12 protein-coding genes are annotated in these 15,350 nt (G+C 69.4%); 7 read left to right on the forward strand and 5 right to left on the reverse strand.

All coding sequences use genetic code 11. The annotated features are described in order from the left end of the window. Positions 1 to 19: 19 nt before the first annotated feature. Both SNR22_RS23585 and SNR22_RS23590 read right to left on the reverse strand, forming a co-directional pair. Positions 20 to 973, reverse strand: a complete 954-nt coding sequence (locus tag SNR22_RS23585; RefSeq protein ID WP_320068834.1) for a 3-oxoacyl-ACP synthase III family protein — start codon at positions 971 to 973, stop codon at positions 20 to 22. A 17-nt stretch (positions 974 to 990) separates the two neighbouring features. Then, positions 991 to 1,845, reverse strand: a complete 855-nt coding sequence (locus tag SNR22_RS23590; protein WP_320068835.1) for an NAD(P)-dependent oxidoreductase — start codon at positions 1,843 to 1,845, stop codon at positions 991 to 993. A gap of 179 nt (positions 1,846 to 2,024) precedes the next feature. Between SNR22_RS23590 and SNR22_RS23595 the strand changes: the two genes are divergently transcribed. The 3 genes from SNR22_RS23595 to SNR22_RS23605 all read left to right on the forward strand — a co-directional run bounded on the left by SNR22_RS23595 (position 2,025) and on the right by SNR22_RS23605 (position 6,167). After that, positions 2,025 to 2,432 (forward strand): RidA family protein, encoded by a 408-nt coding sequence (locus tag SNR22_RS23595; RefSeq protein ID WP_320068836.1) that lies wholly within the window; start codon positions 2,025 to 2,027, stop codon positions 2,430 to 2,432. Positions 2,433 to 2,456: 24 nt separating this feature from the next. Beyond that, positions 2,457 to 3,275, forward strand: coding sequence for a class I SAM-dependent methyltransferase (locus SNR22_RS23600; RefSeq protein WP_320068837.1), 819 nt, complete (start codon positions 2,457 to 2,459; stop codon positions 3,273 to 3,275). Positions 3,276 to 3,773: 498 nt separating this feature from the next. After that, a complete protein-coding gene (locus SNR22_RS23605) occupies positions 3,774 to 6,167 on the forward strand; it encodes an ATP-binding cassette domain-containing protein (protein WP_413775691.1) in 2,394 nt (797 codons plus the stop codon). Between the two features lie 112 nt (positions 6,168 to 6,279). On the opposite strand, the gene SNR22_RS23610 is transcribed toward SNR22_RS23605, so the two are convergent. The 3 genes from SNR22_RS23610 to SNR22_RS23620 all read right to left on the reverse strand — a co-directional run bounded on the left by SNR22_RS23610 (position 6,280) and on the right by SNR22_RS23620 (position 11,396). After that, positions 6,280 to 8,085: a S8 family serine peptidase gene (locus tag SNR22_RS23610; protein WP_320068839.1), complete on the reverse strand. Its 1,806-nt coding sequence runs from the start codon at positions 8,083 to 8,085 to the stop codon at positions 6,280 to 6,282. 48 nt (positions 8,086 to 8,133) lie between these two features. Beyond that, on the reverse strand, positions 8,134 to 9,891 hold the full coding sequence (locus tag SNR22_RS23615) for a hypothetical protein (protein WP_320068840.1): 1,758 nt from the start codon (positions 9,889 to 9,891) through the stop codon (positions 8,134 to 8,136). 398 nt (positions 9,892 to 10,289) lie between these two features. Next, on the reverse strand, positions 10,290 to 11,396 hold the full coding sequence (locus tag SNR22_RS23620; RefSeq protein ID WP_320068841.1) for an IS630 family transposase: 1,107 nt from the start codon (positions 11,394 to 11,396) through the stop codon (positions 10,290 to 10,292). A 198-nt stretch (positions 11,397 to 11,594) separates the two neighbouring features. On the opposite strand from SNR22_RS23620, the gene SNR22_RS23625 reads away from it, so the two are divergent. From SNR22_RS23625 to SNR22_RS23640, 4 genes are all read left to right on the forward strand, one after another. Beyond that, complete coding sequence (locus tag SNR22_RS23625; RefSeq protein ID WP_320068842.1) at positions 11,595 to 11,843, forward strand: acyl carrier protein; 249 nt, start codon at positions 11,595 to 11,597, stop codon at positions 11,841 to 11,843. Further along, a complete protein-coding gene (locus SNR22_RS23630) occupies positions 11,836 to 13,392 on the forward strand; it encodes a class I adenylate-forming enzyme family protein (RefSeq protein WP_320068843.1) in 1,557 nt (518 codons plus the stop codon). The genes SNR22_RS23625 and SNR22_RS23630 overlap by 8 nt, the downstream gene beginning before the upstream one ends. Positions 13,393 to 13,475: 83 nt before the next feature. Beyond that, entirely contained in the window at positions 13,476 to 14,195 is a 720-nt protein-coding gene (locus tag SNR22_RS23635; protein ID WP_320068844.1) for a Phenylacetic acid catabolic protein, read from the forward strand. A gap of 23 nt (positions 14,196 to 14,218) precedes the next feature. Further along, a complete protein-coding gene (locus SNR22_RS23640; RefSeq protein WP_320068845.1) occupies positions 14,219 to 15,349 on the forward strand; it encodes a radical SAM protein in 1,131 nt (376 codons plus the stop codon). Position 15,350: the final 1 nt, after the last annotated feature.

The raw sequence follows: 15,350 nt of genomic DNA on the forward strand, positions 1-15,350 counted from the left end.
CGTCGGTGTGCTGAGCCGGTCAGCGGCAGCGCAGGGCGCTCACTCCCCAGGAGAAGCCCATGCCGCTGCTGGCCACCAGCACCACGTCCCCCGGGGAAAGCCGGCCGTCGTTGCGCAGGTCGGCGAGAGCGAGGAACGGGTCGGAACCGCCCATGTGCCCGTAGCGGTGGTAGTTGAAGACCGACCTCTCGGCCGGGATGCCCAACGCCGCCAGCACCCGCTCGTGCATGTTCCGGTCGCCCTGGTTGATCAGGAAGTAGCGGATCTCGGCCAGCGAGAGGTCCAGGGTGGAGAGGGTGTCATTCGTCAGCTCGACGAAGTTCCGCAGGTAGGCGTCCGAGAGCCCCTTACGGTGACCACGCCGGCGCATCCGGACCCGGTCGTCCTCGATGTCTCCGGAGTAGTAGTCGGCCCAGGAGGGGTCGGTGCGCATCTGCGAGTGCAGCAGGTCGAACGCGCCGTCCCTGCCGACCAGGAGCGCGGCGGGGGCGTCGCCGAAGTTGAACAGCGCCTTCGACTCCGGGTCCGCGTAGTCGACCAGTTGGCTGAGCCGATCACCCAGGATGACCAGGACATGAGCGGCTCGGCCGAGCTCGACCTTGTCCGCGGCCAACTGCACCGCCGTCATGGCTGCGTTGCAGAAGTTCGACACCTCGAAACAGTGCGCCCGTTCGATCCCCAGCTCGGCCGCCACCTTCGCGGCCGGCGACCAGAAGGGCTGGTCCCACTCGCCGGAACCGGCGTAGAACACGAACCCGATGTCCTCCGGTGCGACGCCGGTCCGCTTGAGCAGGACACGCGCGGCATCGACGGCCAGTTCCCAGGCCGGTTCGTACTCACCCAGGGCGGGAAAGCGATCCGCGTGGGTGATCTCCAGGATCTGCGCGAGGGTCAACCCGGATGCGCGCTGCATGTCTCGGGTGTCGACCTGCCCCGTGGGCAGCCGAACCTCGAAGTCGACGATTGCCGCCACGCCCAACTCCTTCCCGGTCAGTGTCCGTGAACGGTGGCCCCGTCGGCCAACCTCCGGATGATCGCGCTGATGTCGTTGCCGCCCAGCCCGGCGTCCAGCCCCTGCGCCAGGCTCCGTTGCGCCGCGCCGATGACGCCGTCCGCCGTGGCCCCGGCCGCCAGGGCCAGTCGCAGGTCCTTCTCCGCCAACCCGAGCGCGAAGAGAGCGGGCTGCTCCGCGACGCCCACCCGGGGGCGCATCACCCCGATCAGTGGTGCCAGCGTCGTACGGGTCAGGGCGTCGAAGGCGACGTCACGCCCGACACCGAGCCGCTCGGCCAGCCCCAGCGCCTCGCCCAGCAGCACGATCGCGTTGATGGTCGCGACGTTCACCACCAGCTTGACCGCCGCGCCGTCGCCCAACTCGCCGGTGTGTTCCACGTGGCCCAGCACGGACAGGACCGGGGCGCAGTGCGCGATGTCCGGCGCCGACCCACCGGCGAAGATGTGCAGCTTACCGGCCTCCGCCTGCGGGACACTGCCGAGCACCGGCGCGTCGACCAGCGCCACGTGTTCGGGCAGCCGCTCGCGCAACAGGGTCACCGCGTCCGGGCCGATGGTGGACATCTCGACGACGGTGGTGCCCGGCTCCAGGGTCAACTCTCCGAGGACGGTGAGCACCGCGTCGGGGTCGCTGAGCATCGTGATCACGACGCGACGGCCCTGGACGGCCTCCTGAGCGCTGGTGGCCGCCTGGGCGCCCGCCGCCCGCGCCGGCTCGTCGCGGCCGCCGGTCCGGTTCCAGACCGTGACGTCGTGACCGGCCTGGGCGAGGCGGACCGCCATGGGTAGACCCATGCGCCCGAGTCCGAGGAATGCGATGCGGGACTGCATTGCGGAAGAATAACGCACGGGCGCGGCAGGAAAGCAACCACGCTTTATATAGAACGTACTTGTGACTCACCGTCGATCGTCGCGGAAAATGTCCACCGTCGTTGGACGTGGTAATGTGCCGAGTGCCCGTCCCCGTGGCGGGTGACCTCCCTGACAGCACGGCGGCAAGGTGGCGGACAATGCAGAAGAGACTGGTGAACCCGGCAGAGGCTCCCGCGCCCGCGGGCCCCTACTCGCAGGTCGCGGAACTCGACCTCGGAAGCGGCAAGCTGCTCATCCTGTCCGGCCAGGTCGCGCTCGACGACGCCAACAAGGAGATCGTCGGAGCCGGGGACATGACGGTTCAGGCGGACCGCACCCTGGAGATCATCGGACGCCTGCTCGCGGCGCACGGCGCGACCTTCGCCGACGTGGTCAACATCCGCACCTACCTCACCGACATGGGCCACCGCGCCGAGTACGCGGCGGTGCGCGCCAAGTACTTCACCGGCGACCTGCCCACCAGCACCACCGTCGAGGTCTCCAAACTCTTCCGCGACGAGGCGTTGATCGAGATCGAGGTCACCGCCGCCGTCAGCGCGGCCTGACCGATCGGTGACGAGGAGTCCCGGATGCGCCTCGACCGAACCGTGGAACCGGAGTTCCAGCAGCTCGTGACGACCCTACGGGTGCCCGAGATGGGCACCGACGTGGTGGCGCCGCTGCTGGTCAACCTGCTCCACATGCTGCGCCCGCAACGGGTGCTCGAAGTCGGCATGGGGTACACCACCCCGTTCCTCGCCACCGCGCTCGCCGACATCCGCGAGCAGAGTGTCGCCGAGGCACGGGGGCTGGCCGCCAAAACTGCCCGCCACCGCGACGCCGGCCTCGACGACGGTTGGCTGAACGACGAGCCGGCCCTGGCGGCCCCCTCGTTCCACCTGGAGCCGTACGCGCCACGCCTGGTCGCGGTGGACGACCTGTCCAACGCCTTCTCGTCGGCCGACCGGGTCCTGGAGGTGCTCCGCGAGCTGCGGGTGGACGACCTGGTCACGGTGGTCAACGCCGACGTGCGGGACTGCGCTGAGAAGCTTCCCCCGGAATACGACGTCATTGACCTCGCCTGGGTCGACGCGTGGGAGTGCCTCTACTTCTTCGACCATTTCTGGGAACGCATCAACCCCGATGGTGGGGTGCTGCTGATGCACTACCTGATGACATATCCCGAGGGCGAGGCGATTCTGCGTTACCTTCGCGAGTTCCAGCGGTCCAACCCGGGTGAACTCGAGATGGTGAACCTTCTGGAATCGCACAAGCTGACGCAGAACAGCGTGACGATGCTGCGCCGTACGAGCGGCGCGCGGCGACGCAACTACGGCGGCTCGGGCGGTACGGTGAAATATTCCGCGCAGCTACGCGAGGACGCCGAGGCGCAGTCACGCCTCGTGTGATCCGAGCGCCCGCCGGCGTAGCCGGACGGCCGACCCGGGTTCGTCCTCCCGTCCACAGACGTGACCACCGCACTGGCCCCGCCGCGGGTGACGCGATTCCGCAGGTGACCAGCAGACCCGCCGCGGCGCAGCAGCTGCGTGACCTGGCGCACGGTCGGACCGGTGGGTCAGCCGGGCACATCGATCCTTTTGGCGCCGCCGGCCACCGACCCGGGTGTCACCGTCGATGAGCGGCGTGTCATCGCGGAGATGATGGCGAAGGGCACGTACGGCTGGATCATGTTGGCGACCCCCGACCTCGACGGCGCCTTCGAGAGGGTGCAGGCCTGCGGTGCCGAGGTGGTCCAGGAGCCGAGCGGGCAGCCGTACGGGGTTCGTGGCTGCGCTTTCCGCGACCAGGCCGGCAGGGACCGGATGTGTCGCTCGAAGCTGGTTAGATCGGTTCAAGCGACGCCGACGGAGACCGCGAAGGCGGCCCGCGTGACAGATGGAGACACCATGAGCACGGCCGCGAGGACGGATACACCTCTGCCTGTGCCGCAGGTTGCCGGCAGCCGAGAGCACATCCGCGTGCGGGGCGCGCGCGAGAACAACCTCAAGGACGTCAACGTCGAGATCCCGAAGCGCCAGCTGACGGTCTTCACCGGCGTCTCCGGCTCGGGCAAGAGCTCGCTGGTGTTCGGCACGATCGCCGCGGAGTCGCAGCGGCTGATCAACGAGACCTACAGCGCCTTCGTGCAGGGCTTCATGCCGACGCTGGCGCGGCCGGAGGTCGACGTGCTCGAAGGGTTGACGACCGCGATCATCGTCGACCAGCAGCGGATGGGTGCCAATCTCCGCTCCACCGTCGGCACCGTCACCGACGCGAACGCGATGCTGCGGATTCTGTTCAGCCGGCTCGGGAAGCCGCACATCGGCTCGGCTCAGGCGTTCTCCTTCAACGTCGCCTCGATCAGTGGAGCGGGTGCGGTCAGCCTGGAGCGCGCCGGACGGACCGTGAAGGAGCGCCGCGACTTCAGCATCACCGGCGGCATGTGTCCCCGGTGCGAAGGCCGGGGCGCGGTCACCGACATCGACCTCACCCAGCTCTTCGACGACTCCAAGTCGATCGCCGAGGGCGCCTTCACCATCCCCGGCTGGAAGTCGGACAGCTGGTGGACCGTGCGGATCTACGCCGAGTCGGGCTTCCTCGATCCGAACAAGCCGATCTGCAGGTTCACCAAGAAGGAGATGCACGACTTCCTCTACCGGGAGCCGACCAAGGTGAAGGTCGAGGGGGCGAACCTCACCTACGAGGGGCTGATCCCCAAGATCCAGAAGTCGTTCCTCGGCAAGGACCGGGAGGCGATGCAGCCCCACATCCGGGCCTTCGTGGACCGGGCGGTCACCTTCACCACCTGTCCCGAATGCGACGGCACCCGGCTCAGCGAGGCGGCCCGGTCGTCGAAGATCGAGGGGATCAACATCGCCGATGCCTGCGCGATGCAGATCAGCGACCTCGTCGGGTGGGTCCACGACCTGAACGAACCGTCGATGTCGCCCCTGCTGGCGGCGTTGGGTGAGATCCTCGACTCGTTCGTGGAGATCGGGCTGGGCTACCTCTCGCTCGACCGGCCGTCGGGCACCCTGTCGGGCGGCGAGGCGCAGCGCGTCAAAATGATCCGTCACCTCGGCTCTTCGCTCACCGACGTCACCTACGTCTTCGACGAACCCACCATCGGGCTGCACCCCCACGACATCGCGCGGATGAACGGCCTGCTGCTGCGGCTTCGCGACAAGGGCAACACGGTGCTCGTCGTGGAGCACAAGCCGGAGGCGATAGCCATCGCCGACCACGTCGTCGACCTCGGCCCCGGCGCCGGTACGGCGGGCGGCACCGTCTGCTTCGAGGGAACCGTGGAGGGGCTGCGGGCCAGCGGCACGGTCACCGGCCGCCATCTCGACGACCGGGCCACCCTGAAGGAGAAGATTCGGACGCCCACCGGCACGCTGGAGATCCGTGGGGCGACGGCACACAACCTGCGCGACGTCGACGTCGACATCCCGCTCGGGGTGCTCGTCGTGGTCACCGGGGTCGCCGGTTCCGGCAAGAGCTCGCTGATCCACGGCTCGGTGTCAGGGCGGGACGCAGTGGTGTCGGTCGACCAGGGGGCGATCCGGGGCTCTCGGCGGAGCAATCCGGCGACGTACACCGGGCTGCTCGACCCGATCCGCAAGGCGTTCGCGAAGGCCAACGGCGTGAAGCCGGCGCTGTTCAGCTCCAACTCCGAGGGTGCCTGCCCCCACTGCAACGGTGCCGGCGTCATCTACGTCGACCTGGGGATGATGGCGGGGATCGCGACCACCTGCGAGGAGTGCGAGGGGAAGCGGTTCCAGGCATCGGTGCTGGACCACCACCTGGGCGGGCGTGACATCAGCGAGGTGCTCGCGATGTCGGTGACGGAGGCCGAGGAGTTCTTCGGCGCCGGGGAGGCACGCACGCCGGCGGCGCACGCCATCCTCGGCCGGCTCGTCGACGTCGGGCTCGGCTATCTCAGCCTCGGCCAGCCGCTCACCACGCTCTCCGGCGGCGAGCGGCAGCGGCTCAAGCTGGCCACCCAGATGGCCGAGAAGGGTGGTGTCTACGTCCTCGACGAGCCGACCACCGGCCTCCACCTTGCCGACGTCGAGCAGTTGCTCGGCCTGCTCGACCGGCTCGTCGACTCCGGCAAGTCGGTCATCGTCGTCGAGCACCACCAGGCGGTGATGGCGCACGCCGACTGGATCATCGATCTCGGCCCCGGCGCCGGTCACGACGGCGGCCAGATCGTCTTCGAGGGCACCCCCGCCGACCTGGTTGCTGCCCGCCGCACCCTCACCGGCGAGCACCTCGCGGCCTACGTCGGCATCTGACCGGGGCTCTCGCGGACACTGAGCTGTTACCACTCGGCCCCACCCGACCGGGGGGGGGGCGGCCCCCCCCCCGGCCCTGCCCCCGGCAACAGGGACACGGCCATCCACATCGCTATTCGCTGACGGTGGACGCCGGCCGGGGTGCCGCGCTCCTTTTCGTCGGATCTGCCGGTGCAGACGGTCCCCGGTGGCGCCCGTTGGGATCGACAGCGGCTTGACCGGCCGGGGGTGCCGCGCCCCCGGCGCTTGCCTGGTTGGGCGTTCCACCCGCTGAGCTGCTGGCGGGGCCGTCCTGGTCCGGGCGCATCAGCCGGCGCACCCGCAAGGCCAGTAGTCCGGCGGCGCCCAGCCCGATCACGCCGATGATGATCAGCGCCATGGTCCGGGCACCGGAGGTGGAATCAGACGTGCGCCGGTCCGCCGGGGCGACCGCCTGCTGCTCCTCGGGCAACTCGCGGGTGAGAGCGGCGACGAGATTGATCATTCCGTGCCCGTAGCGGTTGTCCGGCACCGCGTCCGACATCTTGTCGGCGGTCACCTTCACCCGGTGGGTGATCTGAGCCGCGTCGAGGCCCGGGTAGGCGGACCGGACCAGGGCCGCCTCGGCCGCCGCGAACGCCACCGCATAGGAGGTGCCGTCGCTGGCCAGCACTCCGGTTCCGGTCACTCCGAGGGTCGTCACGTTCAGGCCCGGCGCGACGACATCGACCGCGCCGGGTCGGTAGGAGGCGGCCGGCTGGCCGCCCACTCCGACACCGCCGACCCGGAGCACCCCGCCGCCACCATCGGCCAGGTCCGGGCCGGCGGGCGTGGCCGCAGTCGGCGCGCCGACCACCACCACGATGTTCCGGCTGACGGCTGTCGCGATGGCCTTCGCCACTGCGGCCTCACCCATGTTCACGTAGGACCCGAGTGCGATGACCGTGGCACCGGCCGAGGTGGCGACCTCGATGCCGGCCGCCTGATCGGCGGCCTTGGCCTTCGGCCTGGTGGTGACGACCCGCACCGGCAATACGGTGGCGTCCGGCGCGATGCCGGACAGCGGGCTGCCCTTCGTGGGCTGGGCCGCGATGATGCCCGCCATACCTGTGCCCGAACTCAGGCAGTCGGTGTTGCCACGGCCGCTGCCGGAGACGACGTCCGCCCCGATGGCCACGTGCCCGGCCAACTGCTCCAGGCTGCCGTCCACGCCGGAGTCCACGATCGCCACCAGCTGACCGTTTCCCCTGCTGTGCGCCCAGGCCTGATCCGGCGTCAGACGCTGTGCCGCCCAGTTGGACGGAGAGTTGGAGGTCTTCGCAGCGACACACTGGCCCTTCTTGTAGGTGGGCTTGGGCGCCGAGCTGGGCACCACGGCCGGGTTGCCGGCACGGGGAAGCACCGGGACGTTCGTCGGTGCGCCCGCCGATGGCGACTGCCCGGGCGCAGCCGGGCCCGTGCCCGAGCCCGGCGCGGAGCCCGTGCCCGAGCCCGTGCCCGGGGCCGAGCCCGTGCCCGAGCCCGGGGCCGAGCCCGAGGCTACGGGATTCGCGCTCTTCTGGGGCAGCAAGCCGTACTGCACGCCGCTGCCGACCGCGTCCCAGGGCAGCACCAGGTGCCAGCCGGGGCGCAGGGTCTTGGGGTCGCTCAGCTTGCCGCCGTCGAGCTGCGGGCGGCCGACGTTCAGGCTGAAGATCTCCACGGACCGGTCCGCGGTGCCCAGGAACCGCTGGGAGATTCCGCCGAGCGTCTCCGGGGCGCCCTGGTAGGACGACGTGACGGTGTAGTACTTCAGGTACTCGGCGCTGCCCAGGGGCGCCGCGCCGGCGGGGAGGCCGGCCAGCAGCAGCCCCGTCATGACCGCGACGAGACCCGCCACCGCCGCGGTCACCGTGCCGTACCGGCGGCCGGTGCCGTCACTCATCTGGTCAACAGCCACCGTTGGTCCTTGGCGTAGGTCTGGGTTTGACATTGCGACCTCTGATTCCTAGCCCCACGTGGCGTTGTCGAGCTGGAAATGCCCGGCCCAGTTGGGGTAGGTGGTGCCGACCGCCTGGAAGGTGACCTCGATTCGGCTTACCGATGACACCGAGGACCAGTTGGTCAGGCCTACCGAGAGGGTCGTCCAGGTGTTGGGTTGGGGGTAGGAGGTCATGATCACCCGGCTGCCGTCGCTACCGGTCAGCGCGACGATCGCGCGATAGCTGGTCGCGCCCTGGACCCCGCCCCAGCAGTTGAACTGCACCTTGAACGTGGACTTCTTGGACATGTCGATCGGCCGCGCGGGCACGATGTACGTGCTTCGCGGGCTGGTGCTGGGGATGAACTCGTTGACGGCCTGTAGGCAGGAACCGGAGTAGCAGGTTCTCGGACCGTTGGCGAACGAGGTGACTCGCTCCACCCGAGCAACGTTCTGGCCGGGCTGCCAGCCCATGGTGCCGGATTCGAAGTTGTAGCCGGTCGGCGCGGCAGGCGAGTTGGGTCGCGGGGCGGCCGGCGCTGCCGGGGTGGCGGGCGACGGGGCGGCGGGCGACTGGCTGCCGGACGCCGTGCTGGGTGACGGCGAGGGTGACTTCGAAGGCGAGGCCGAGACGGCCGGCGAGGGCGTGCTGCCGAGCCGCTTGTCCTTCGTGTAGTAGTCCACGTAGCTCAGCGTGCGGTTGATGTCACTCTGCAGTGATGGTGCCTGGGGTGCGCCGCCTGCTGCGCGGACGGCGGCGGGCCCCCATTGGAACGCGGCCAGGGCGAGGGTGTGGGGGTCGCCTGCGGTCAGCGCGGAGAGCTGCCCGGACAGGTCGCACATGACGGTGCCGAGCATGGGGATCGCCGTGTGGGGGTCCCAGGGTGAGGCGGCTGGGGCGTTCGACGCGGCCACGTACTGGGCCCAGATCTCGGGGAGGAACTGGGCGATGCCCTGGGCGCCGTTGTCGGAGCGCAGGTTCGGGTCGAAGTTGGAGGCGGCCATGAGTTGGGCGGCGACCCGTGCCGGGGTGACGACGCGGCAGATATGGCCGGCGCGGACGACGTCGTCGACGTACTCCTCGGGCAGGGGCTTGGCGAGCGACGCGGCAGCGGCCAGCGGGGCGCCCGGCGACGCGGCGGCGCCGTCCGAACCGGTGAACTGGGGGTGACGGGCGTACCACTCGGCGTACCCGGATGTGGTGTCGACGTAGGCCTTGGCGCTGGCCGGCACCGCCTTGGCGTCGAGCACCGGTTGCAGCCCGGCACGGGTGGCGGCGACGGCAGCGCGCCACAGGTCGCCGGAGATTCCGGCGGCTCGGAGTTGACCGACCATCTCACAGGTGTGGTGGGCGAGGGCGATGATGTTGGCCCGTCGATCGGCGAACTGGGCCTTCGGCCATGGCTCCCACCTGCGCCAGGTGGTGTCGTCGAGGCCGGCGATGCCCTGGACCTTGCCGACTCGCTTGACGGCGGCGTCGAAGCCGCTGGCGGCCATGACCTGTGCGGCCAGGCGCGGTGCCGTCAGCGTGGGGCAGGAGAGCGCGGCGCTCTGGACGGTGGACAGGTCACCGGCGGGGACCGGCTTACCGGCCAACCGGTCCTCGTCGGCCCGGGCCGGGGCGAACTCCAGGAGGCCTGCCGCAGCCAGCGCCATCACCAGTACCATGGCCAGGCCCACGTCGGTGGGCCGTACACGACCCCGCCCGCGGGCCGACCGGGCCTCCGGACGGGCGGCTCCGGTGTCGCGTTGGGTCAACCGTCGAAGCAGCGCGGTCACCTTCACGGATCGCTCTCCCTGTACTTCTGCAGTCGTTCACGGCGAGCGAAACCCGAGGTTGGCTCGCCTTTTCGGCGCAACAATATCCGACCCGGACGGTTCGGCCGAGGGTCAAAAGTCCATCGGAGGCCCACGATGGACCCTGCGCCTCCCAGGCGGGAGCGGGTGTGACCTGGCAGATTCCCACGTATCGCCGCCAATGGTGCTATTAGGATATTTCGCCCATTTTGCACATGTCGGAGCGGGCGGTGGAGGCGGCGGATCGTCGGGCGTCCGCCCGCCCGGCGGAACGTCGCGCGGTGCACTGGAGGCCCAGTTCGACAATCAGTCCGCGGTCACGGTTCCCGCCGCGTTCGTCGTCGCCGGGCGTCGGGGCGGCATCCGCCCAGTGGGACTCCCCGACATCAGGTGAGACCTTCCCGGAGGCCGGTGGGCGTGGATGCGCCCGAAATTCGTTGAAGATGTCTGGCCAGAGAATCGCGAATATCTTCGGCGCTTTTCTTCCATACGACGGGTTTCGGATGCTGAGACCGGCTTTCGGAGCAGGCGTGAACGTCGGTTTCCAGGGAGTTTGTCGCGGCGTCCAAATCGGGGTGGGGGATATTCTCCCCGAAAAGGGCGAACCAGCGTTCGGTCTGTGTGATCCACGACGGGCCGGCCGGGGTGAAATGGATGTGGAAGCGGGGATGTCGGGCCAGCCAGCTCCGCATCGTCGCGGAACTGTGGATGTCCACGTTGTCGCAGAGGACGTGCACATCCAACTCGGCGGGCACCGCGGTGTGGATCGCGAGGAGGAACCCGCGGTACTCGTGGGTGCGCCTGCGCCGACCCGGTTCGCCGGCCACGGGCCCGCCGGTCGTGTCGGGTGCCGGCACCGGGCCGCGCGTGCCGGGGCCCCGCGTGCGCCCGCCCGGCAGGTCGGGCTCGGTCGGCGGCGCCAGGCGGAACCTGTCGGGGGCTCCGGTCCACGGGCCCTCGTCCGTGCAGAGCGCCACCGCCCGCGCCGGCGCGTTCTGGTACAGGCCGACCACGTCGACGACCCTCACCACGAACTGCGGATCTGCGATCAGTCTGAATCCGTCCTGAAGGTGCGGGCGAAGGTCGAACCGCCGCCAGATCCGCCCGACCGTCGAGGCGGACAGGCCGCTGTGCGTGGCCATCGACGCCCGGGACCAGCGCTTCGTTCGCTCGGGCGGGGAATCGAAGGTGGCGGCGACCAACTGCTCCACCTGGTCCTGACGGATCGTTGCCGGCCGTCCGGCCCGTGGCTCGTCGGCGAGCCCGGGCATCCGCCTTGCCAGAAACCGGGACCGCCACTTGCCCACCGTCGGTAGTGACACGCCGAATCGGGCCGCGACCTCCCCGTTCGTGATGCCGTCGGCGCAGGCCAGCACGATCCGGCAGCGCAGCGCGTACGCCTGTGTCGAGTGGGCCGCCCGCGCCCCCCGTACCAACTGAGCCCGCTCTCCCTCACTGAGAGCCAGCTCGGCCCTCGGCCGGCCCTTCCTCATGCGGCCGATCATACATAAACGGCAACGAATTTCAGGCGCGTTTTTTCGGCGCTTTGTGGATGGCCAACTCCGGCGCTGTCCCTTCTGGACAGCTTCTGGTGCCCTCGGTATGGTCCCGACGAGTACCAGAGCGACGGAAACGCTCGCTACTGCAAGGTCGCGGTGGCCGTGGAACGACTTGACATGGAGATTTGCCCAGTGACCACCAACGATCTTAGAACGCAGATGACATCCATCTGCGCCGAGGTGCTGAACCGGTCCACGGTCGGGTCGGACGAGGACCTCGTCACGCTGGGCATGGACTCGGTGGGCGCGGTGGAGATCGTGACGCGCGTCGAGACGGCCTACGGCGTGGACGTCGTCGACGTCATCTTCGACACCCCCACGGTGAGCCGCCTCTGCGACGTGGTGCGGGGGGCCACCCTCAGTGGCGCACCAGATGCCTAGCCCGCTGGACGAGCCCGATCTCGCGGTGACCACGAACCTGCTCGACCTCGTCTCGGCCGCAGCGGCCCGGTACGGCGACCGCCCGTACCTGGTTCCAGCCGAGCCCGGGGGGCGAACGGTGAGTTTCGCGGACGTCCTGACCTTCACGAGGGGCTGCGCCGCCCTCCTCGACGAGCACGGGGTGCCGCCGGGCGCCCGGGTGGCGGTGGTCCTGCACAACTCCTCACTGGCGGCGCTGCTGTTCATCGGCATCATCGCCGCACAGCGCATGTTCGTGCCGCTGAACCCGAGGTCAGGGCCGGGCGAGCTGGACACGCTGCTCGCCCACTGTGGGCCCGCGCTCGTGTTCGGGCTCCCGTCGGCCGCCGCGCGGGCGGGACAGGGGTCACGCTGGGTAACCGTGGACGACGCGGAGGCCGTCCTTTCCGACGTTCTCGCGCGGGGCGCGACGTACCAGGGCGAGCTGATCTCGGCCGGCGGTGCGTCGGACGCCGAGATCGTCTACACCTCCGGCTCGACGGGGGTCCCCAAGGGCGTCGTGCTGTCGCACCGGAGCCTGCTCGCCAACTCCCTGGCCATGGGCGAGTGGGCCGGCGCGGGGCCCGAGGACGTCTTCCTCAACGTCGTTCCGCTGTTCCACGCCGGCGGGCAGGGATTCCCGATGCTGACCCCGCTGTGGAGCGGCGGACGGTCGGTCTGCGTGCGCTCCGAGACGGCGTTGGTGCGGTTCTGGAGCTACGTGGACCGGCACGACCCGACGTGGACGCTGGTGGTCAACGCCTACCTCGCCAACCTGGTGGACCGTCCGCAACGACCGGCCGGGAGCCGCCTCAGGGGTGTCCTCGCCGGCGGCTCGGCCCTCAGCCCGGCGTTGATCCAACGCTTCGAGGACACCTTCGGCATTCCCGTTCACCAGGTGTACGGCATGACGGAGATGACCTCGCTGACAACGGTCGAGCCACGCGACCGCAAGCCGGGGGAGCGCCGGAGTGCCGGGCTGCCTGTGCCGTTCGCCAGGGTCCGTGTCGTCGGCCCGGACGGCCGCGACGTCCCGCCGGGCGAGAACGGCGAGGTCCTGCTGAGCGGGCCGAGCATCTTCACCCGCTACGAGAACGCGCCGGAGCTCACTGCGCAGCGACTCGACGACGGCTGGGTCCGCAGCGGCGACCTGGGCCACCTCGACGAGCGTGGGGAGCTCTCCATCGTCGACCGGATCGACAGCATGGTCATCGTCAGCGGCGAGAACGTCTATCCCGCCGAGATCGAGAACGCGGTGCCGCAGCTGGAGGGCGTCGAGGACGGTGTGGTCGCCGCGCTGCCGCATGGCGTGACGGGTGTGGAGCTGGTTCTCGTCTACAGCCTGCTGCCCGGCGCCGTAGCCGACGCCGACGCGTGGCGGGCGACGTTGCTGAGGTTCCTCAGCGCGGTCAAGGTGCCGCGCAGGTTCGTCGCCCTCCAGGAGTTGGGCCTGAGCAGCTTTCCTCGTACCCCGCTCGGCAAGATCCAGAGACCGGAGGTGCGGCGTCTGGCGCTCGAACACCTGACGTGAGCAGGTCCCGGGGTCGGAGGACGACTCCGTTTTTCTTTCCGCCCACACAGACGTGTGGAAGTCGACAGGAGGTGGTTTGCGTCATGTCGGTCGAGATCCTCGCTGACGAGGAAGTGGTGGTACGCACCCCCGAAGAGCTGAAACGTATGCCGCGTGCCTACCAGAAGGCGCTCGTCAGCCAGATAATGATCAATACGGAGGGCGAGCTCTCCGGCGGCGATGACTACACCATGATGTTCCTCCCGCTGGCACCCAACGCCGAAGAGCGTCAGGTGTGCGCGGAGCGGGCGGCGGAAGAGTACGACCATTACAAGATCGGCAAGCGGGTGCTCGCCGAGATCGGCATCGACACGACCTACATGGAAGTGCAGACGATCGAGGAACGGCGACTCTTCTCGGACAAGCGGCTGCACGAGTGCACGACGTGGGCCGAGCGCGGGATCTACTCCTACATCGGCGAGGAGAGCGCGCTGCTGATGATCAAAGAGTTCGCCGAGGGCAGCTACAAGCCGTGGGCCGACGCCGTCCGGACGATCGTCCTGGACGAAAAGATCCACATCGCGCACGGCGCCCGGGTGTGCCGCAACCTGGCGGTCACCGACGAGGGCCGCGAGCAACTCCAGGTGGCCTTGAACCGGTTGTGGCCGGTGTTCCAGGGCCTCTTCGGCACCCCGGACTCCGAGCGCTCGAAGCGGGCGGTCCGGTACGGCCTGCGGAGGACCACCAACCGCGAGGCGATGGAGAAGTGGCTCCACACGGTCACGCCCCGAATCCACGCGCTCGGACTTGTCGTACCGAACTGACAACCGGAAGGGACGACCGCGTCATGCCCACCCCTGTTGCGATCAATCCACGGCCGCCGTCCCGGCGGGAGGCCAAGGCCAAGCTGCAGTCGTTGCTGGCGGGCCGCCCCGATCTGGCTGAGCGGCTACATGTCATCCGGGACATGGGCCTGCGGGTCACCGCGTCCGAGGTTCACCTGACGACCACCTGCAACATCCGGTGCAAGGGATGCTGGTACTTCGAAGGGGGCTTCGACTCGGCGGTCCCGGAGACGTCGGACCCGGTGGTGATCTCCGAGTTCGTGGACCGGCTCGTCGCGCGGGGCATCACCCAGGCGACCCTGATCGGCGGCGAGCCCACGCTGGTCCTGCCCCGGGTCAGGCCGTTCGTCGAGCGGCTCCCGTACGTCACGATCTCCACCAACGGGATCCGACCGCTGCCGCGGGCGGGGTTCGAGAACGTCGCGGTGGCGATCAGCCTCTTCGGCGGGGGCCCGCTGGACGACTCCCTGCGCGGGTACCGCCCGAACGGATCGTCGTTCACCGGGCTCTTCGAGACCGCCCTCGGGCACTACCGCAACGACCCGCGGGTGATCTTCGTGTACGCGCTGTCCGAGGAGGGCCTCCAGTACGTCGAGCCGACGGTGCGGGCGATCCAGGACAACGGGAACCAGGTCACCTTCAACTTCTACTCCGAGCACGGCAGCGACCACGCGCTGCGGATCGAGAACGAGCAGCGCACCCTCTCCGAGGCGCTGCGGATCAAGCAGAAGTACCCGGACACGGTGGTGAGTCATCCGTACTTCATCGAGACGCTCATCACCGGGCGCAGCCACTGGGGTGGGCAGTTCGGGTACGACGTCTGCCCGAGCATCAGCGTGGACCATCCCGACCACGCCGAGCGGATCCGTAACGGCAACCCCGTCCTGGACGGCTTCGTGGTCTACGGCGCCGACTACAAGACGCTCCAGTTCTGCTGCACGTCCGGCAACTGCTCGGACTGCCGTGACAGTCAGGGCGTCTACAGCTGGCTCCTGGTCAGCTCCACCCGGTTCCTCGACGACGTGAACCGGCTGGAGACCTGGCTGGACCTGGCGGAGAGCTACTGGCGCCAGTGGTACTGGGCGCAACTGCATGCCGACAACTTCGCCCGCCGCGCGCCGCTGGCCGCGTAGG

The sequence above is a fragment of the Micromonospora sp. RTGN7 genome (assembly GCF_033804645.1).
GTDB lineage: Bacteria > Actinomycetota > Actinomycetes > Mycobacteriales > Micromonosporaceae > Micromonospora.